This window comes from Streptomyces tailanensis (assembly GCF_008386495.1).
Classification (GTDB): domain Bacteria; phylum Actinomycetota; class Actinomycetes; order Streptomycetales; family Streptomycetaceae; genus Streptomyces; species Streptomyces tailanensis.
Window position 1 is genome coordinate 1 of the sequence record NZ_VTHJ01000105.1, and the last position, 19,164, is coordinate 19,164.

Genomic DNA, 19,164 nt, shown 5'->3' on the forward strand with positions numbered 1-19,164 from the left:
GCCCGCCACTGCTCCTCGGACAGCTGCGCCTGCTCCAGGTGGTGGCGGGTGTTCAGCAGCCGCTTCCCACCCCGCACCACGCGCACGACCCCCGCCTCACGGTCCGCCCGCACCACCTGAAGCCGGTCTTCAAGCAGGCGCAGGCGGCGGGACTTGGCGAACCACTCCTGCCTGCTGCGGTAGCCGCCGGGCGACTGCTTGGTGCCTTTCTCACCCACCGGCACGGACAGCCGGTGCTCGATCGTCTCGATCCCGGCCTGAAGGCTCTGGATGTACGCGAGCTGGCCGCGCCGGGCCAGCGCCCACTGATCATGGGTGGCCTTCGTGACCGACTTGGCCCAGCGGGAGGAGGACTCCTGCGTGAGGGCGCGCTTGCGCTGCGCCCACGCCTCGGCATCGTGCTCCAGCCCGGCCGCGCACCGCGCCTTCAGATCACGGGAAGCCAGCGAGCCAAGGTGGTCCCCGACCAGGCACAGGACCTTCTCGTCCCCGGCGGTCAGACCCTTGAGCCGGGTACGGATCGCCACCCCGGACGGGCCAGGCACCACGAAAGGCGCCGCCAACTCCCGCAGCCCACCCATCCCGTCACCTCCCACCCGGTGCCGCAGACATCCGTCACCACACCCAACGACCACCACCGGAAAAGGTCACGCATTCGATGCAAGAACTTCCGTTCCCTTCCCCCGGGAGTCCTCCTGCCGCCGGCCGGAGACTCACTCCTGCACACCAGAACACGCTCGTGTGTCCTTGATTGCCACCTGCTCACCACCCCCCGCTTCGTACGGGTCGTGCCGTCCATGCCGGTCACCGCCACCAACAAGATCCAGCGCGCCACCCTCCGCCGCGAGGGCTTCCGCTGCCCTGACCCGGCGTGGTGGCGACCGCTGGGGGAGTCCACGTATCGGCTTTTGAGCGGGGCGGACGTCGAGACGTTGGAGAACCGGTACCGAAGGCAGGGAAGGCCTTGGCTGTTCGCCGGAAGCTCGGCGAACGACCCTGCGTCCGCGAGCTGATCTGTACGCCCAGGCCCTTAGGCGTGGTCGGCCAAGTGGCGCCAGGTTGAGGGAAGACGAGGCCTCAGCAGTACCACCCCCTGCTGGGTTCCGATCGCCATGTCGAAGTTCGGCAGTACCACCAGAGAGGTCACCAGGGCCGGTACGGGGATGCCCCAGACCTTCTGGCAGCTGGGTAGGTGGCACAACGCCACTCCGTGCCTGTCGCTCACCGCCACCAGAGCCTCGCCATTGAGGGCGTGGCCGGTCCACAGGAGGCGCGATGCGTGAACAGGAAGCTGCTGTGTCGAGTCCGGTTCCGTGGAGTTCCAGACGGCCACTGGGGAGTACGCGTTGTCGTCCTCCCCAACGGGATCCATATATAGGAGAACCGGGTCGCCCGCACGCGTGGTGGCCCATCTGATGAAGTAACCATGCCCATGGGCCAGTTGACGGAACCTGTGGTCACGGTAGGGAATGTCGACCCGCTCGCCACGGACGACGTGCTGCTGTTCGGTTTCCACGTCGAGGACGACTGCCGATCCGCGGTGGCTTGCCAGGGCGACTAGGGAGGCGCCGCGTGGTGTGTGGCAGGGAGATAGAACATTGATGTCCGGGGGCAGCTCGAGCGGTTCGGCGCGAAGCTGCCGCTTGGCCTCGAGGTCCCAGAAGTAGCCGAGAGTGGGACCTCCCGGGTCCTCGGTGTGTCTGGTGAGATAGGTGCCCTTCACCGTCGTGTCGCCTCGTGTCGCCTGCCTGACGACTGTGAAGAGGATCGCCTGCCCGGGGCGGGACGTGTATGCCGTGGAGTAGACGGCGTCGGTCCCCTCGACAGGCCAGGGTGCCCTCATGGTGTCGGCAGGCTCTTGCTGCGAGGGCAGCAGGACGATGGACGCGCTCGTGGGGTCGTAGGCGACCACGCTGGTGCGGGGGCGATTGCCGGACGGTGGCAGCACATGTGCCTCGGTGGCCCACGGAACCTGGAACAGTTCTGCGGGAGCGAAAGTGTCGATTCTCCCGTCTCGGTGTAGGCGGAGCCAGGAGAACTTAGCAGACGTCAACTTATTGAAGCGTGCGCCGTGCTCTTCCTCTTTGGCCAACACGTTCAGGACCCCAGTAGCAGGTTCCTCGGCGCAGTGCTCGTCCATGATCGGAGAGGTATCCAGTACATGGACGGAGCTGATGGGTGGATCCTCGCCGTCAGGTTGGTCGAGCATTCGTGCGTCAAGACGGCGGATGCCCCTCCAAGAGCTTGCGATCACCTCGGTCGGGAGCGTCGGCCACCCACGTACCAGTTCCGTGTGCGCCACGGCGAACTCGTCCACGCCGGCTTCATTGTCTTGTTCGTCCACCGAACTGGAGTCCGTGTAGGCCCAGTGCCACAGACGGGCGGTCCCGTCGTTGCCCACGGCCAGGATGTCGAGTGCGTCGGCGGTGGAGGTGCTCAGGAGATGGACTGCGCAGACGGCACTCTCGTGCCCCCGAAGCGGGCTGCCGACGGTACGGCCGGTTGTGCAGTCCAGGACGCGGACGCCGCCGTAAGTCCCTGCCACGATGGCGTGGGGCCGTCCATCGTGCGCGAAAGGCGCGACAGTGAAGTTGTCGGGCCAAATCCGCAGAGGCCGCTCGCACGGGTCCGTGCCCATTTGCAGTGTCTTCTGCGAGCGGCGATCGGCGGCCACATAAGTTGCCCGGCTACCCTCGACTGTCACGAAGTCGCCCGAGCGTTGTGAGTGCAGGGAACTCTCCTCCGAGACCGTGGTCTGTTTCGACACCACGTTGATCAGCGTCAAGCGGGAGGGTCGATCCTTATTGACATCTCCTGGCTCCCGCAACGCGACGACCGTGGTTCCGTCCGGCTCCTCTGCCTTCGACTGCAGGGACGGCTTGTGCAGTGCGTCCAACAACATGCCGCCACCCACCTGATTTTCCAGCGGGTGCAACGTGAGTGTTCCTGCCGCTTTGTCGCAGATCGTCAGCCAGATGTCAGGTCCACCGCAACGAACAAACCGGGCGCTCGGACCATTTCGCCATGGTGACCTGTCTTCCGAGGCGCAGTACACCGTGAGCCGAACCTCCCCGCTCAGGGGGTTGATCACGACCACCTGCTCCTTGCCCCACCCGACGACGACGGGCGATCCGTCACTGAGGAGCTCTTGGTCTCCGAGCCATGAGCATCCGGTGTCCGGATGCCGATGTAGGAGCGACAGGTCGGACAGATTCCAGACGCGCAACTCTCCGACGTCGTCGAGAGTTATGGCAAGGGCGCGCCCCTCGGCGTCGGTCAGCACGGCCAGGTCGCGCACAGCATGGGAGTGTGGCAGCACTGTGGCCTGGGACGGGTCGTCAAGCGGCCAGAAATGCACATGCGTCGCGCTCCGGGAGAGCGCCACGATCACATGACGACCCTGAGGGGTGACCACATCCCGGATCACCCACCCGTACTTGACAGATGTGGTCGAGTACGTGCTTTCGGAGTGCCGTCCCACGATCCTGTGGGCCGTCACCTGGCGTGGCTCGATCCACAGGCGCTCGACGCTCCCGGACAGTTTGGTTGCTCGGCGTGCAAATTCCATCGCGCCATGGGCTCGTGCCACGAAGGCCAGTTCGGCGGCGCGGTCCAGGCCGGGGTCGTTCCGGCCGACCAGCATTTCCGCGCACCGCTCGACCACCATGGCTAGGACAGTGTTGCGTTTCGCGTGCTGCACGGCCGGCACCAACCCCGGAGCGGCTGCTGTGAGTACGAACGCGGGATCCTCGACCAGATCGTCGATCAGACCTGCCGCTGCGGCGTGCGTGGCCAGATGGTCGCGGATGTACGGATGGGCCCGCGGCCAGTCGCGCTCGTCGGTACCCCGTGCCTTGGGAACCAGCTCCAGCAGTGTGCCGACGAAACACTCCTGGACGTCCCTGAGATCGCGGTATCGCAATGCCCGCGTCTTGAGATGGTCCGCCAACTCCTGGTGGTAGAGCCGAAAATACTTTCGCCCGTCGACGTCCACAGCGGTGAGGTACGAGCTGTCCTCCTCCAGCAGCGCGTCGACATCGGACTCGGCGAGCGTGGTGCCGGAGATTCGGGACGCCACACGGGTCCACACTCCGGTACGGGGCACGCCGTGGCCTTCCCCGAAGGCCAGCGTGGTCAGCAGCGGGATGGCCGTCACCCGGCGGTCGTTCGGCAGACGTGACAGATACGCCTCGAACGCTCCGCCCGCGTCGGAAGGCAGTTGCCGTGCCCATCCGGGCACGGTGATGTCGATCGGCTCACCGCGACGAAGCGCGCTGGCGGTCATTCGGGCGACCAGGAAGCACTTGTCGGCGCGCTGTGCCACACCTTCGGCGATCACCCGTGCTGTGGGGTGGTGGCGTTCGTAGGGGGAGCCGACGTCGGTCAAGATGCGTTCGATGTACTCGGCGGTGCTCGTGTCCTCGCTGTACTCGACGCTGTCCAGGTCGACCACGGGTACCCGGTCGCCCAGATGGAGGAGCAGCTCACGACGGGCCCCGATGACCAAGCGTACGCACGGCACGGTGGCGAGATGGCGTAGAAGGTCCCAGGCGATCCGTCGAGCCTCCGCCTTGTCGCCGGCCGGTCCCGCCTCGTCCAAAGAGTCGATCACGACATGGAACGCCGCAGTCCGGTCAGCCAGCGCCGACAGCAGCGAGCTGGGACTGGCTGCCGTCACGTCGGCGGCGGTAGCCAGTCGGGCCACCAGCTCGTCCATGGTCTGGTGCCGGGCGTTGATCGAGACGTCGATCCGGTAGCCCGCTTCCGTTCCGTTCCCGTCGAGCACCAGCCGCCCCAGCACGGCCGACTTCCCGGAACCCGGGGCCGCGGTGACGACGACCGGGCCGTTCCCGCCGGGGCCGTTCAGGTGTCCGCGCAGTACGTCCAGGGCACGTTTGCGGCCGGTGAAGTACGAACCGGGGTCGTGGATGTACTCGACACCGCGGCCACGAGGGGCGAAGTGGGAGGTGAAGTCTGTGGCTTCGCCGCTGTGGTCGGAGCCGCCTACTTCGGCACCGGGCTCGTAGTGGGGGTTGGGGAAGAAGGGCGGCTGGGCGGCCTGGTCCGTGACCGAGCAGACGGCGTGTTGCTGACGGCCACTGCGCTCGAAGGCGCGCGTGACACGATCGGCCAGCCCAGCGGGCGACAGGTAGCGCTGTGACGGTCCGTCACCCATCGAGACGGCCCGTTCCAACTCGACGGTGAACGCGCCGTCGTCGGCGAGGTCCCGATGGCGTGCCGACGCCATGACCCAAGTGCCGGAGCCGATGGTGTCGCGGCGCGGCCTGATCGCGGTGAAGGAGTCGGCCACGGCACCGATCTGCGTGGCCCCTGCGCTCGCATGGCAGGCGTCGATGATGAACAGCACGTTCCGCAGGGCCGAATCGGAGACAGTGGCCGCGAGGTTCTCCAGGGAGAGCCAGGAGCGCGGCCGTTGCGCCGTGCTGAGGGGACAGGCAAGCCGATAGCCCCCGGCGGCGGGGCGGTCTCCGTGCCCTGCGTAGTACAGGACGAGTACGTCCTCGGAGGCCAGTTCGGTGTCTGCGCACCAGTCGGCCACGGCGTTCTCGAACTGTTCCGCTCCGGGGTCGCGGGACACCTCGCCGAGTACTCTCTCGTATCCCATCGTCTCGAACAGCGAAACGATCCGCTCGACGTCGGTGTGGGCCTCGGGCAGCTCATCGAACTCCGCGTAACGCCGCGTGCCGGCAGCGATCAGATACCGTCGTCCCCCGGCCTGTTGCTCAGACACCCGGTGCCACCGGGAGACCGCCGAGCCCCGTGGCGATCGCGTGCCCTGTTTCGACCGCGGTGAGATAGCGGGTGGAGTCGTGCATGTGGCTACCGTTGTGCACCAGGATGTCGTTCACGGCGTCACCGAAGGCGGGACTGAGATCTCGTACGACGGCGACGATGTCCGTAGAGTCCGCCACGTTGGTCCACTCCCGGAGCCGTTCGGGCCACTGGGCCCGGCGCCCGTCGGGTCGCGGGCACAGCCGGTCCAGAACGACGGCCCGCATACCGAGGGGCGATCCAAGCGTCACCAGCATGTGGACGTCCCAGTCGGCGTTGTACTCCTTGTCGCACAGCGTTTCGTACGCCACCACGGACCCCAGCGAGTGCGCCACGACTACACGGGTCTCGGGGGTGATGCGGGCCGCGACACGCGCCCGTGCCTCGGCGCGTATGTCCTCGTCGGTGAAGTAGCCGACCAACTGCTTCAGGTCGCTGATCAGGACACGGTCGATGACGCCACGCAGATAGGCCGCGCCGGTGAGGGCGTCCAGGGCGGAGCGGACCGCCGTCAGTCGCAGCGCGCGGGACGCTGCCCATCCCACACGGCCGCGCGTTCCCTGAGCGGTCGGGCCGGGGACCGTTGGATCCGTACGGGCGGCTTCCTCCCACCACTCCATGAGGAGCTGGAACTCGTCGTCGCTCTCCACGTCGGTGGCGTCATAGGGGAGTTCCTGGGCACTGCGCGTGCCCTTCGGCCTGAACAAGTCCCCGTAGAAGGCCACTTCGATATCAGCGGCGTCGGGGACCGGTGCGCCGGTGAGCCGTACGCCGCCCCGCAGCTCCGGGACGACATCCCTGGCCAGCGAGTCTTCGCTGAGGTACTGCTTGCCGACACCGTGTACGAAGACGACCTTTGTCAACGTTCCTCCCCCGGACCACTCGCACCAGACTAGCGCTACGACGTCACGGGAGCTCGGTGTCCGAGGAGCTGCGCTGCCACAGGAGTAAAGCGTGTTCCAGAAGTCCGTAGGCTGGCATCTCCCTTGAGTGGGGGTGAGGGCCGAGCCGGTGCGGATCGAGATGTTCACCGGGCTACGGGCGGACCGACTCGAAGGTCAGGGGCATCCGACCGGGTGCCCCTGACCTTTTCGTTCATCCGGAGACTCGAGGCACTGGATTCCCTGGGGCGTCCAGCCAAATGGTCTCGCCCTCACCGGTGACCGTGAGGCCGAACCGGTCGAATCTGGGGCGCCCTTGAGCGTCCCACCATTGATAGGCGGTCTCCACTTCATCCCAGAGCCGTCGAGGACCGGACTGGTAGACCTCGAACTCCTCGCGGTCTTGCTCATAGTCCGTTGTGGCCCATGACGTTACGGCCGTGTCCCGGAGCCACAGCGTGTAAGAGCCGTCGTCGTACGGCTCCATCCAAGGGAACGCTTCAGGAACCTGCGCTCCGACAGCGAACATGATGTGCCAATCCCCCACAGCGTCTGGGGACAGGTTCGTCATGCTGCGGATTCCGTCCGCCGGCCACTTTCGACCGCCGAGATATTCGCGAACGGGAGTGCGCTGCACGCGCTGAGCGCGTAGCCGCATGAACGCCGAGGAACCCACGAACCAGCCGGATGCTGTACCGTCTCCGGCCACGGTCAGCCGCACCACGGCTTCGCCGCCGTAAGCCGGCCCCCAGGGAGCAACAATGATCCCGCCCGGTTTCGTCTGAGCGATCCACTGCCGGGGAATGCTGCCGACGGAGGCTGTCGCAATCAGACGGTCGTACGGGGCCGCGTCGGCGTATCCCTTGGCCCCGTCTCCAATGATCGAGACCGGATCGAATCCAGCGTCATTGAGACGCTTACGTGCATCTCGCGCGCTGGCCCCGTCCACTTCAACCGTTACCACGTTCTCAGAACCGACCCGGTGAGACAGCAGAGCCGCATTCCATCCACTACCCGTACCGATCTCCAATACCCGGTGACCTTGCTGAACGTTCAACGCGTCAAGCATTGAGAACACCATGGTCGGCATTGAGTTGGAGCTTGACGGGATCTTGCCCTTTCCGGGCCCGGTGTACGTCCCATCATCCCATTGGGTCGTGATCGGCGCGTCACGGTAAAAGGCCGCCCGCCACGTCTCGGGGTCCTCGCTGCGGATTACTCGGTCATCCTGTCTATTCATGCCAGCGCGGCCGGGCCAGATCACGTCGGGCACAAAAGATGCCGGGGCACCGCCTTATAGGCGGGCAACCAATCACTTTTTAGTGCGCCCTTTTCCATGAGCGCAGAGGCGAGCCCATCCGGGCCCGCCCCATCCGTACTGTGCGTAGTCACGTTCAGCGGCCGTCCGCCGGGCCCTGACCGTCGTTCGTGTTGCCGCCCTCGTCGGAGCCGCCGCCCCCATGCTTGTTGCCGCTGTCGCTGTCGTCCTGGGGATTACCGCCAGTCGCCATGGTCTGCCACCACACACTCATGCTCGTTGTCTCCTGCTTCGATTGTGTTGTTGAGTCGTTCCGCTGTCTGCGGCACGGGGGCTTGCCCACCTCCGCCGGGGACTCCCGGACGTGTGGAGGGAACGCGAGTCAGGTCACGCCTGGCAGAGGCAGAGTCCAGGGGTGCGCGGTCGATGCGCTCTTTTGGCTACGTGCCCGCCCGGCGGGACCGGGTCGGGGTTGGGCGGTGCGGGGGGTGTCGCGGCTGTGCTCATGCTGTCGCTCCTCGTCCGAGGCTGGGGGAACTCTCACCAATGGATCGGCTCAGCGCCGCCGTTGACGCACGCAGGACACGGGCGCTTCTCTGACCACCCACAACGGTGACAACCTCCGAAGCCGCAACAGTTGTCGCACCAGATGGCCCGGAGTCCAGCGCAAAGCCGGCAGTAGGTCGGGGCGGCAGCGGGGTGGCGGCGTTCGTGATTGCTGTACGTCTCCGGCACAGAGCCACGGGTCACTGCGAGGCAGCTGTCGGTTGTGTCACAGCAAGCCGCCCCGGCTCCGGGCGTTGACCTCCCGGAGGCGATCAGTCAGTGATGGACGGCCGTCCGTCGGGACGGTCAAAGCTGAGTGCGGAGCCAAATCCGCACCTTCCGCGCTGAAACCGCCGGGGTCCAACGGGTCCTTGAACAAGATCAGCCGCCCGGCGTCCCCGTGCTCTGCGATTGCTTTGGCCAGTCGGGCCCGTGCATCACTCGGCATGTCACTCGCCCCTCGTTCGGTTGGGACAACCACGCTAGGAACGGGCCATGTGGCGGTTCCACGAAGTTCTACGAAATTGCACGCGAGTTAGCCGAGGGCTTCGATCGCCTGAGTGATCAGAGCCCGTGCAGGGGCCCCGTAGACGGTCACCTGAGACAGCCGGTCGAAGGCTCTCGCGTACTGCTCGATCTCCGAGGGAGCGGTGACGTTCACAGCGGCCGTCAGTAGCTCGACCTGAGCTTGTTCGCCGTCGTAGACGCTGAACGTCTCCAACGGCCACATGGAACGCGTGGCAGTGAACGGCACGACTCCCAGGGAGACTGCCGGGAGGGACATGATCGAGAGCAGATGGCCGAGTTGCCCGGCCATGACTTCCGCGTCACCGATTCGGTGCCGCAAGACGGCTTCCTCAACGAGGATCGCGAAGCGGTGATCACCCTCACGCAGTACCCGCGCACGGTCCATGCGGGCCGCGACGGCTTCCGTGACGTCGTTGGGCGTCTGCCGGAAGTCCGTGATCTGAGAGAGCAACGCCGTGGCGTACGCAGGGGTCTGGAGCAGACCAGGCACCACGTTGGAACAGTAGATCCGGAAATTGCGCGTCCGCTCGAAGAGAGGTACGTAGGACTCCTGCAGCCGACGGAGACCCGTGCGCTGAAGCCGCCGCCAGTCGACATACATGGACTCGGCAGAGCGAGACGCAGCGATCAAGTCGGCTGCGTGGTCATCGGCTCCACAGAGGCGGCACCAAGTGCGGACATCGGCATCGGACGGAGGCGTGACAGCGTTCTCCAGGCGGCTCGCCTTGGAGGGGTGCCAGCCAGCCGCTATCGCCACCTCGCGGGCCGTAAGGCCAGCGTCCAGGCGGATCTCCCGAAGACGTGCTGCGAGCGCCTCACGGGCCGCCTGGACGCTGGATGAAGGTGAACGGGCCATTGATGCTGTGAGGTTTCAGATCCTGTAGCGGTCGTGTGGGGTGGCTCGCTCCCAGACGGCTTCGAACGCCGAGGCACAGAGCTTGACCACGTCGGTGCGGTCGTCTACCTCGTCTCCGAGGTAGACACCCTCGCCCGAGAAGTAGCCGAACCTCACCAGCCGGTCATCGAAGCACCAGAAGTCATTTCCCGGCAGCGCAAGATCAGATGCACTCCGGCGGGGAAGCCAACGGATCTGCTCACCGGCTGCGATGTTGGTGAACGTGCCGTCGTAGAGGTACCGCGTGTACTCGCTCACGGGCTCCGAGACGATCCGGGCCCGGCGGATGACCACACCACGGGAGACGGCGTCCGACACCATGTCGAGCCACGGACGCCACCAGGAAGCGCGGTGGTTCGGGTCGGGCCGATGCCCTGCTTTCCACGCCGCTACGCGCGGAGCCTCGTCCGGGTCGTCGTAAGAGTCGCGCATCTCAAGATGCACGGCGGACCGCCGGCAGTTCGCCAGCAGCTCACTGAACGGTGGCGCCGTCTGCGGCATCACAAGCCTCCCTGATGGCGGCGACCATACGCATAGGCAGCCGGACGACGGCCTCACTGCCGGGGATCGAGCCGGTCTTCAGGCACTCGGCGCGCGTCGCCTCGTCCACCGTCCAACCCTGCATCACGATCTCTTGCTTCTCCTCGTCGATCCACACCGGGGGGCAGTTCGCCCCGTCCGTGTTCGGGTCCTTGGCGATGAACCGTAGCGACACAGCAGCCTCCCGGGCTATGCGGATTGCAAGGACTTCTACGCATGGACCCTCCCGACGCGCGCGCAGATGCGTCAAGGGTGTGGTTTTAGCCATGGCTGACCGAGAGACTGACAGTCGCTCTCAGGGAATTGCACCACGAGCCTCCCCAACCGCCTGCAAAAGCGTGTTCCAAGGTAGGGCCAGGCATACCCGGGGAACGCCCCCTGCGCATATGGCCGTTGCCCGGTGCCCCCACCTGCCGTGACCCCATGATCCGAACCGTCGTACGGGACGTGCCGCGCGCGGTGGCCTACCTGCTGAGCGGTGTGCTGGTCGGCGCCCCGCTGCTCGTGGTGCTCCTGGTCCTGGGCACCCTGGGCCTCGCCCTGGCCCCGATCCTCGTGGGCCTGCCGCTGCTCGCCCTGGCCGCGCTGTCCGGCGTACCCGTCGGCGCCCTGGAACGGCGGCGGCTCGCGCTCACCCGTACCCCCTCGCCGCCCGACCCGCACGCCACCCCGGCCGAACCCGGTCTCGCCGCCTGGGCCCGGCTGCGGTTCACCGAGCGGGCGACCTGGCGGGAGCTGGCGTACACGGTTCTGCTCGGGTTCGCGCTCTGGCCCCTTGACGTGCTCGTGCTGTTCGGGGCGCTTGGCATGCCCGCAGCGATGATCGGGGCGCCCGTGCAGCTGGCCACGACCAGCAGCTCCAGCGGGGACGCGCGGATCGCCAAGCTCTGGCTGATCGACACCTACGGCCAGGCCCTCCTCTGCACGGCCGCCGGTGTCGTCCTCCTCCTCGCGCTCCTGTGGCCGTTGACCCGGTACTCCCGGGCCCGCGCCGCCCTCGCCCGGCTGCTGCTCGCGCCGGGCGAGGCCGAGGCGGAGCGGCGGCTGGCGGAGGTGACGCGGTCGCGGGCCCGGCTGGTGGCCGCGTTCGAGGCCGAGCGATGGGGGTCCCCCCGCTCGAGCGAAGCCGAGAGTGGGGGAGTATCGAATGTGATCTGCACGACGGGGCCCAGCAGCGCCTCGTCTCCCTGAGCATGGCCCTGGGCCTGGCCCGTCTCGATGCCCCGCCCGAACTGGCCGACCGGCTCGCCGCCGCCCACCAGGAGGCCGACCAAGTCCTCGGCGAGCTGCGGGAGTTGATCCACGGCATCCACCCCCAGGTCCTCGCCGACTACGGCCTCCCGGACGCCCTCGCCGACGCGGCCGACCGTTCCGCCGTACCCGTGTCGGTCGACGTGGACGTGGACCTCCCGCGGTTCACCGAGTCCGTGGAGTCCGCCGCGTACTTCGCGGTCCGGGAGTCGCTCGCCAACATCGCCAGGCACAGCGGGGCCGAGCGGGCGTGGATCACCGGCCGGTACGAGGGCGGACGGCTGCGGGTGGAGGTGCGGGACGACGGGGAGGGTGGGGCGGACCCCGCCCTCGGTACCGGCCTCACCGGGCTCGCCGACCGACTCGCCGTGCTCGATGGCACACTGTCCGTCCACAGCCCGGCCGGCGGCCCGACCGTCCTGTCCCTGGAGATCCCGTGCCACGAACGCTGAAGATCGTGCTCGCCGAGGACAGCGTGCTGCTCCGCGAGGGACTCGTCGGCGTACTGGCCCGTTTCGGCCACGAGGTGGCCGCGGCGGTCGGCGACGCGGAGTCCCTCAAGCGGGCCGTGACGTCGTACGGCCCCGACCTGGTCGTCACCGACGTACGCATGCCGCCGGGCCAGACGGACGAAGGCCTGCGCGCGGCCCTCGACCTGCGCGCCGCGAACCCTTCGCTGCCCGTCCTCGTCCTCAGCCAGTACGTCCAACGCGCCTACGCCGCCGAGCTGTTGGACACCGGCGACGGCACCGGCGTCGGCTATCTCCTCAAGGACCGCATCGGCCAGGTCGAACAGTTCGCCGAGGCCGTGGACCGGGTCGCGGCCGGCGGCACGGTCGTCGACCCCGAGGTCGTACGACAGCTGCTGCGCCGCCGCCGCGATCCGCTCGCCGCGCTGACGCCGCGCGAGCGGGAGGTGCTCGGCCTGGTCGCCGAGGGCAAGTCGAACGCCGCGATCGCCCGCGCCCTGGTCGTCACCGAGGCGGCGGTCGGCAAGCACATCGGCAACATCCTGGGAAAGCTGGATCTGCCTCCGGCGGAGGACACGCATCGGAGGGTGCTGGCGGTGCTTGCATACCTGCGGGGGTAACGAAGAAGGTCCCCCGCCGGAGCGGAGGACCTTCTCTTCTGTGCGCCGCCAGGGACTCGAACCCCGGACCCGCTGATTAAGAGTCAGCTGCTCTAACCAACTGAGCTAGCGGCGCAGACTCTGTCGCTCTGCTGCTTTCGCGGCTGGCGACAGAGAAAATACTACCTGGTCCGTAGGGGTGCCTTCGACCGACTAAACGTGACGTGGATCTCCAGCCAGCGGAGAGGGTCTAAACCCCGACCTAAAACACGGCCTAGATCGCCAAGGACAGCAGGACCGGGGCGGCCCCCCGGTTCAGCGTGTTCGCGGCCTGGCGCAGCCGGTGCGCGTCGGACAGCGGGAGTGACAGGGCCAGGCAGCCGACGGAGGAGCCCGCGGTGAGGGGGACGGCCGCGCAGACCGTGCCCGGCGCGTACTCCTGGAGGTCGAGGACCGGGACCGTGGGCGACTGGGCGGCGAGGTTGCTGAGCAGTACTTTCTCGTTGGTGATCGTGTGGGAGGTGAGCCGGGCGGGCCGGTGGCGGGCGAGGTGGTCGCGGCGGGCGTTGAGGTCGAGCTGGCCCAGCAGGCCCTTGCCGAACGCGGTGGCGTGGGCGGAGGAGCGGAAGTCGACCCATTCGTGGACCGCGGGCATGGCCGGGCTGTCGGCCCAGCCGGTGACCTGGATCTCGCCGTCCAGGTAACGGGTGACGTAGACGGCGGCGCCCACGGAGTCGCGCAGTCCGTCGAGGGTGCGCTGGAGCTGCTCGCGAAGGGCCTGGTCATGGCCCTGTGCGGAGCCCAGCCTGGCGAGCGTGATCCCGGTGACGTAGGCGCCGTCGGTGGTCTGCTCGACGTACCCCTCGCGGCGCAGCATCCGCAGGAGCGCGGTCAACCGCTCGCTGCCGAGGCCGGTGCGACGGGCGATCTCGGCGTCGGTGACGCCACCTGCGTGCCGCGCCACCGTCTCCAGGACGCGGAGGGCGTCCTGGGCCGAGTGGTACGGCGCGGTCGGCTCGTGCTTGAGCGCCACGGTTTCCCCCTGCGCTTCTTGGGCCGTTTTTCGGACAGCTTGCCGTGTCCCACGATACGGCCCAAGAGGCTTACGCGCAGGGGTTGTTCGCGAGATTTTCCGTGCGGCTCCGGGCCTCTCAGCTGCCGGACCAGCACTCTGGCATATGCCACAGTCATGGCTCGGCGGGCGGACCTCGGACGTTCCCACGCGTTCGCGCGTTCACTCGGGGTAATCAGAGGACTGCGCCGAGGAACTCCCGGGTTCGTTCGTGTGTCGGATCGCCGAAGATCTTTTCTGGGCTGCCCGACTCGATGACCTGGCCAGAATCGAACATAAGAACCTGGTCAGAGATGTCACGGGCGAAATTCATCTCGTGGGTCACACAGAGCATCGTGATGTCGGTGGTGCGGGCGATGTCCCTGAGCAGGTCGAGCACGCCCGCGACCAGCTCGGGGTCGAGCGCGGACGTCACCTCGTCGAGGAGCAGCACCTGTGGGCGCATCGCCAGGGCGCGGGCGATGGCCACCCGCTGCTGCTGACCGCCGGAGAGCTGGGTCGGGTAGGCGTCGCACTTGTCGGCGAGGCCCACCAGGTCCAGCAGTTCGCGGGCCCGCTGCTCGGCCTCGTCCTTGCTGAGGCCGAGGACGTTGACGGGGGCCTCGGTGAGGTTGCGCAGCACCTTCATGTTGGGGAACAGGTTGAACTGCTGGAACACCATCCCGATGTTCTTGCGGACCTCGCGGCACTGCTTCTCGCTCGCCGGGTAGAGCTGCTGCCCGCCGACGGTGATCGTGCCTTCGTCGGGCTTGGTCAGGGTCATCAGCAGCCGCAGGATCGTGGTCTTGCCGGAGCCGGAGGGGCCGATCAGGGTGACGTGCTTGCCGGCGTCGACCGAGAAACAGAGCCGGTCGAGGATGGTGGTGCCGCCGAATCGTTTGGTCACGTCCGTGAAGCGGATCAGCTCGGCACGGTCGGTCGTACTGCCGGTGGGAGTGGCGCCCTCGGGGTTGGCGTCGGGTTCCTTCATCAGCGGGGTGTCAGCGGACAAGACGACGCTCCAGGGCTCGCAGGAGAAGAGAGGCGGGATAGGCGATGACGATGAAGGCGATGCCGACGGCCACGATGGACTCGTTCATCTGGAAGGTCTGCGAACCGAACTGGCGGGCTTCGCCGAGCATCTCCAGCACGCCGATGGTCATCAGCATCGGCGAGTCCTTCAGCATCGCGATGACGTAGTTGCCGAGCGCGGGCACGACCCGGCGCAGCGCCTGCGGCAGGATCACCGCGATCCAGGTGCGTGAGCGCGGCAGGCTGAGCGCCGTCGCCGCCTCCCACTGGCCGGCGGGCACGCCGTCGATGCCGGCGCGGTACACCTCGGCGGTGTACGTCGAGTAGTGCAGGCCGAGGCCGAGGATGCCGGTGGCCAGCGCGGAGAGGGTGAGGCCCCACTCGGGCAGTACGTAGAAGAGGAAGAACAGCTGGACGAGCAGCGGGGTGTTGCGGATGAACTCCGCGACCGCCTTGACCGGCCAGCTCACCACCTTCAGCGACGACCGCTGGGCCAGGGCCCAGACGAGACCGAGCGAGAAGGCGAGCAGCGAGCCCCCGAGCAGGGCTTGCAGGGTGACCAGTACGCCGTCCCAGAAGGCGGGCATGAAGTCGCCCAGGTTGGACCAGTCGAAATTCACGAGGCACCTCCGGAGGTGGACGGGCCGGGGCTGCCGGGGGCGGCGGACCGCTGGGCGACGCCGGCCAGGTCCTGCGGTCGGCCGGCGACGGCCCTACGGGCCTGGGGGGTGCCCTTGGCCGGGGCCCGGCCGACACCGGCCTTGGCCCTGCGTTCCACCTGCCGCATCACCCGGGTGATGGCGAAGGCGAGGACGAAGTACATGACGAGGATCACCGTGTAGACCGGCGCGCTCTGCCCGGTGGCGTTGCGGACCAGCTGGGCCGCGAAGGTGATGTCGGCGACGCCGAGGACGGACACCAGGGCGGTGCCCTTCAGCAGCTCGATGAGCAGGTTGCAGAACGGCGGGACCATCTCGGGCCAGGCCTGCGGCAGCAGGATCTTCCGCATCCGCATCGCGGGCGGCATGCTCAGCGCCACCCCCGCCTCGCGCTGCGCCACCGGCACCGCGGCCACGGCGCCCCGCACGATCTCCGAGCCGTACGCGCCGTAGGTGCAGCCCAGGGTGAGCACGGCCGCCCACATCGGGACGAGCTGCCAGCCCAGGGTGAGCGGCACCACGAAGAACACCCAGATCATCAGGACCAGGGCGGAGGTGCCGCGGAAGATCTCGAAGTACGCGCCCGACAGGAACCGTACGATCCACAGCCGGTGCGTACGGGCGAGCCCCACGGTGAAGGCGACGACCGCGCCGAGGGCGGCGCTGTAGACGGTCAGCTGGACGGTGATCCAGACACCGCGGAGCAGCAGCTCCCACAGACCTTGACTGAAGCTGAAGTCGCTCATGAGCGGCACTTCTCCTCGGCCTTGATGTCCGTCATCTGGTCCTTGGTGAACCCGAAGGGCCGCATGACGTCGAGCAGTTCGCCGCTGCGCTTCATCTTGTGCAGCTCCCGGTTGAAGGCGTCCCGCAGGTTGCGCTCGGGCAGCCGGAACGCGAAGCCGCCGACGTCGACGACGGGCTTGCCGTCGAGGTACGGGGTGACCTCGTCGGTCGCCTCAGCCTTCGTGCTCTTCGTCTGCGCGACGACATTCCGTACGGTGACGGCGGTGCCCACGAAGACGTCGACGCGGCCCTGTTCGACGGCGAGGAGACCGGCCAGCTGATCCGGCAGGGTGTCGATCTTCTTCACCCCGGCCGCCTCGGCGTAGTCGATCTCCGCGTAGCCGATGCCGGTCGCCATCCGGGCCCCGGTCCGCGCGATGTCCTCGTATGTGCGCAGCTTCTTCGGATTCCCCTTCGGCACGATGAAGGCGTCCTTCATCTGGTACTCGGGGTCCGCGAACAGCACCTGCTCGCAGCGCTCCGGGTTGATGTACATGCCGGCGGCGACGACGTCGAACTGCAGCGAGCTCAGCCCGAAGATCAGCGAACCGAACTCGGTCGGGAACGGTTCGACGTTCTCGACGCCGAGTCTGCGGAAGATCCGCGTCGCGATGGCAGGCGCCGAGCCCGTGATCTGGCCATCGGTGCCTATATATCCGTACGGCTGTTCGCCCGCGATGCCGAGTTTCACGGTGCCCCGGGCGCGCAGCTGGTCCAGCAGATGCCCACCGTCCCCGGTGTCCGCGGTCGCCACCCGGCTGCACCCGCTGCTCGCGCCGACCACCGCACCCGTGGTGACCAGGGCGGCGGCGCCCGAGAGCAGGGTGCGCCGGGTGGGGGCGGATCTGCTCGTTCGTCGTTTGCCTGTGTCGTTTGCGCGCATTCGAGCCATGGGCGCGCGGCTACCCGGGCTGCCCCCGGGTATGCCGGTTCTTTTCCGCTCCTTCACGCGCGGCGCGGCGAACGGGACAGATTGAAACAAGAGTGACGGGGCAGGTGGTCCCAAGGGCACCGGGATGTTCCGGGGCGTTCCGGGATGTGAGGAGGCGTGTCAGTGGCGGAACGGCATATCGAGGTCGCGCTCGACCGGCGCGGGGTGCGCTGCAGGGCCCGACTGCTCGACGACCGAGCGCCGGTCACCTGCTCGGCGGTGTGGGAGGCGCTCCCCCTCAGCGGCGACGTCTACCACGCCAAGTACGCCCGCAACGAGATCTACGCCCTCTTCCCGCCGTTCGCCGAACACGAGCCACCCCTGGAGAACCCCACCGTCACTCCCATCCCGGGCGACCTCTGCTACTTCTCCTTCGCCGGCACGGAACTCGCCACCAGCTCCTACGGCTACGACCGCGACGTCCACCCCGGCACCACCCTCGTCGACCTCGCCCTCTTCTACGAACGCAACAACCTCCTCCTCAACGGCGACGTGGGCTGGGTACCCGGCATCGTCTGGGGCCAGGTGGTCGAGGGCCTGGCCGGGATGGCGGAGGCCTGCAACGACCTGTGGCGGGCGGGGGCGTTGGGGGAGACCTTGACGTTCCGGCGGACATGATCACGGACTCCGCTCCGCTGCGGCGGCGATCAGCCACGATGGCACGTTCCGGTGGTGCCCAACCCTCCCGCATATAAGGGAGATCAGCTCGATCGTTCATGAGGGTCCATCAGCAAGCTGATGGACCCTCATGAACGATCGAGCTAAAGCAGCGGTGTTGCACGACAAGGGGCACGACCGTGTTCTGCCTCAAGATGAATAAGCGTCGGGCCGGCGGTATCGTTGTGGTGTCGCGTTTGACAGTCGCGGACATCGGTTTCGAGGTGCCGCACCGAATCTCCATAAGACTGCAGGTCCGTGGAGTGCTATCTCCGCCGGATGATTGGCAATCATTTTCCAGGCGCTGCAGAAAAAGTGAACGGTTGAGGTTGTCAATCACGCTGACAGAGATTCATCCCTCCCCGGCAGATGCAGGCGCATCACCCGTGCGTACAGTTCGCTGTTTACGCCTACTTGGCCAGGCCCGGACCATCTTCGTGTACCTCGCGCGAGCGACTGGGCCTTTGCCGAGGCTACGGGGCGGTGGCGACCCTGGTCGCAATGCAGCTAGTCGGTGGTTTCCAATGAATACGAAACGTAAAGGTCGACTCCTTCTGTCCGCTATTGCTGGTGCAGCAATAGGTGTCGCACCCGTCTCAGAAGTCTCTCCCCTTGAGGCCTCCTTCTCGCCTGCCTCGATGAGCAACATACGCAGCCAACCGACCCCACCTCCTCCGGAAGAGGAGGAGCTACCCAAGGCGGAGAAGAACGAAGCCTTGAGAAGCATTAAGTCGGGCGGCGAGATCAACGTCCCCAAATTCCTCGCCGACGTGACCCGTAATGCCGATCAGGTCTGGGTGGATTATTTCGCGCAGACGCCCGGCTTGGAGGAACCGTTCGTCACGTATCACCTCGTGGGAACAGACGCGGAGCCTACCTACACCCTCTCGGAAGAGTGCGGGGGCGCCACCATCGACGCTGATAACCAAAACGCGTACTATTGTTCGACCGGTGAAGGGGATATAGTTTTGCCCGTCAACGCCTTCGCGAGGATTTGGGAGGGAGACTTCTTGGGTCGAGCGCCCAAGAGCACAGGCGACTTCGCGGCGGCGATGGTGGTCGCGCATGAATTCGGTCACCACATACAGGACGAGATCCTCAAGCAGTACAAGGAGCATGGTGTGCCTGTTCCTGATTTCAAGGAAAAAGACAAGAACAAGGAACTGATAGCCGACTGCTTCGCCGGAACCTGGGCGTACAGCGCCTATTACGAGGGGTTCATATTGATCCGAAACGGTTTGGGTTCTGGGTCGTTGATGGGGTGTGAGCGATCTGGTGGGGGACGCG

Annotated in this window: 15 protein-coding genes, 1 tRNA gene and 3 pseudogenes; 5 read left to right on the top strand and 14 right to left on the bottom strand. The window is 67.1% G+C overall.

Annotation, left to right across the window (positions count from 1 at the left end):
* Positions 1 to 581 (bottom strand): annotated as a pseudogene (locus F3T56_RS43210) (IS200/IS605 family accessory protein TnpB-related protein); the annotation flags it as partial.
* 189 nt (positions 582 to 770) lie between these two features.
* On the opposite strand from F3T56_RS43210, the pseudogene F3T56_RS43215 reads away from it, so the two are divergent.
* Positions 771 to 1,013: pseudogene (locus F3T56_RS43215) on the top strand (hypothetical protein); the annotation flags it as partial.
* A gap of 17 nt (positions 1,014 to 1,030) precedes the next feature.
* On the opposite strand, the gene F3T56_RS43220 reads toward F3T56_RS43215, so the two are convergent.
* The 7 genes from F3T56_RS43220 to F3T56_RS43250 form a co-directional block, all read right to left on the bottom strand.
* Positions 1,031 to 5,752: a caspase family protein gene (locus tag F3T56_RS43220; RefSeq protein ID WP_172639440.1), complete on the bottom strand. Its 4,722-nt coding sequence runs from the start codon at positions 5,750 to 5,752 to the stop codon at positions 1,031 to 1,033.
* Positions 5,745 to 6,656, bottom strand: a complete 912-nt coding sequence (locus F3T56_RS43225; protein WP_149830955.1) for an alpha/beta hydrolase family protein — start codon at positions 6,654 to 6,656, stop codon at positions 5,745 to 5,747. The genes F3T56_RS43220 and F3T56_RS43225 overlap by 8 nt, the downstream gene beginning before the upstream one ends.
* A 232-nt stretch (positions 6,657 to 6,888) precedes the next feature.
* The gene (locus F3T56_RS43230) at positions 6,889 to 7,947 is read right to left on the bottom strand and encodes a methyltransferase domain-containing protein (RefSeq protein WP_342787061.1); all 1,059 of its coding nucleotides are present in this window, start codon (positions 7,945 to 7,947) and stop codon (positions 6,889 to 6,891) included.
* 121 nt (positions 7,948 to 8,068) lie between these two features.
* A complete protein-coding gene (locus F3T56_RS46740; protein ID WP_172639441.1) occupies positions 8,069 to 8,206 on the bottom strand; it encodes a hypothetical protein in 138 nt (45 codons plus the stop codon).
* An 807-nt stretch (positions 8,207 to 9,013) separates the two neighbouring features.
* Positions 9,014 to 9,862 (bottom strand): helix-turn-helix domain-containing protein, encoded by an 849-nt coding sequence (locus F3T56_RS43240; RefSeq protein WP_149830957.1) that lies wholly within the window; start codon positions 9,860 to 9,862, stop codon positions 9,014 to 9,016.
* A 15-nt stretch (positions 9,863 to 9,877) separates the two neighbouring features.
* Positions 9,878 to 10,402, bottom strand: a complete 525-nt coding sequence (locus tag F3T56_RS43245) for a DUF6879 family protein (RefSeq protein WP_149830958.1) — start codon at positions 10,400 to 10,402, stop codon at positions 9,878 to 9,880.
* A complete protein-coding gene (locus F3T56_RS43250; protein WP_149830959.1) occupies positions 10,374 to 10,616 on the bottom strand; it encodes a hypothetical protein in 243 nt (80 codons plus the stop codon). Before F3T56_RS43250 ends, F3T56_RS43245 begins: the two co-directional genes overlap by 29 nt.
* A gap of 248 nt (positions 10,617 to 10,864) precedes the next feature.
* Here F3T56_RS43250 and F3T56_RS43255 point away from each other — a divergent pair.
* Positions 10,865 to 12,144 (top strand): annotated as a pseudogene (locus F3T56_RS43255) (sensor histidine kinase).
* A complete protein-coding gene (locus F3T56_RS43260; RefSeq protein ID WP_149830960.1) occupies positions 12,129 to 12,782 on the top strand; it encodes a LuxR C-terminal-related transcriptional regulator in 654 nt (217 codons plus the stop codon). The pseudogene F3T56_RS43255 and the gene F3T56_RS43260 overlap by 16 nt, the downstream one beginning before the upstream one ends.
* A 41-nt stretch (positions 12,783 to 12,823) precedes the next feature.
* Here F3T56_RS43260 and F3T56_RS43265 read toward each other — a convergent pair.
* The 6 genes from F3T56_RS43265 to ehuB all read right to left on the bottom strand — a co-directional run bounded on the left by F3T56_RS43265 (position 12,824) and on the right by ehuB (position 17,181).
* Positions 12,824 to 12,897 (bottom strand) — tRNA-Lys (locus tag F3T56_RS43265).
* 138 nt (positions 12,898 to 13,035) lie between these two features.
* Complete coding sequence (locus tag F3T56_RS43270) at positions 13,036 to 13,794, bottom strand: IclR family transcriptional regulator (protein ID WP_149830961.1); 759 nt, start codon at positions 13,792 to 13,794, stop codon at positions 13,036 to 13,038.
* A 214-nt stretch (positions 13,795 to 14,008) separates the two neighbouring features.
* Positions 14,009 to 14,803, bottom strand: coding sequence for an ectoine/hydroxyectoine ABC transporter ATP-binding protein EhuA (gene ehuA / locus F3T56_RS43275; protein ID WP_149830966.1), 795 nt, complete (start codon positions 14,801 to 14,803; stop codon positions 14,009 to 14,011).
* 10 nt (positions 14,804 to 14,813) lie between these two features.
* Entirely contained in the window at positions 14,814 to 15,464 is a 651-nt protein-coding gene (gene ehuD / locus F3T56_RS43280; protein WP_149830962.1) for an ectoine/hydroxyectoine ABC transporter permease subunit EhuD, read from the bottom strand.
* A complete protein-coding gene (gene ehuC, locus F3T56_RS43285) occupies positions 15,461 to 16,249 on the bottom strand; it encodes an ectoine/hydroxyectoine ABC transporter permease subunit EhuC (protein WP_149830963.1) in 789 nt (262 codons plus the stop codon). The genes ehuD and ehuC overlap by 4 nt, the downstream gene beginning before the upstream one ends.
* Positions 16,246 to 17,181: an ectoine/hydroxyectoine ABC transporter substrate-binding protein EhuB gene (gene ehuB, locus F3T56_RS43290; protein WP_149830964.1), complete on the bottom strand. Its 936-nt coding sequence runs from the start codon at positions 17,179 to 17,181 to the stop codon at positions 16,246 to 16,248. The genes ehuC and ehuB overlap by 4 nt, the downstream gene beginning before the upstream one ends.
* Positions 17,182 to 17,343: 162 nt before the next feature.
* On the opposite strand from ehuB, the gene F3T56_RS43295 reads away from it, so the two are divergent.
* Positions 17,344 to 17,838 carry a DUF3830 family protein gene (locus F3T56_RS43295; protein WP_149830965.1) on the top strand — a complete coding sequence of 165 codons (495 nt, stop codon included), beginning with the start codon at positions 17,344 to 17,346 and terminating at the stop codon, positions 17,836 to 17,838.
* A gap of 677 nt (positions 17,839 to 18,515) precedes the next feature.
* The coding region (locus F3T56_RS46745; protein WP_172639442.1) for a neutral zinc metallopeptidase at positions 18,516 to 19,164 on the top strand (649 nt) is incomplete at its 3' end.

Bases quoted from the DNA above. Each gene is read 5' to 3' on its own strand.
- F3T56_RS43240 (WP_149830957.1), bottom strand. From the start codon at position 9,862: ATGGCCCGTTCACCTTCATCCAGCGTCCAGGCGGCCCGTGAGGCGCTC.
- F3T56_RS43245 (WP_149830958.1), bottom strand. From the start codon at position 10,402: ATGCCGCAGACGGCGCCACCGTTCAGTGAGCTGCTGGCGAACTGCCGG.
- ehuA (WP_149830966.1), bottom strand. From the start codon at position 14,803: ATGAAGGAACCCGACGCCAACCCCGAGGGCGCCACTCCCACCGGCAGT.
- F3T56_RS46740 (WP_172639441.1), bottom strand. From the start codon at position 8,206: ATGAGTGTGTGGTGGCAGACCATGGCGACTGGCGGTAATCCCCAGGAC.
- ehuB (WP_149830964.1), bottom strand. From the start codon at position 17,181: ATGGCTCGAATGCGCGCAAACGACACAGGCAAACGACGAACGAGCAGA.
- ehuC (WP_149830963.1), bottom strand. From the start codon at position 16,249: ATGAGCGACTTCAGCTTCAGTCAAGGTCTGTGGGAGCTGCTGCTCCGC.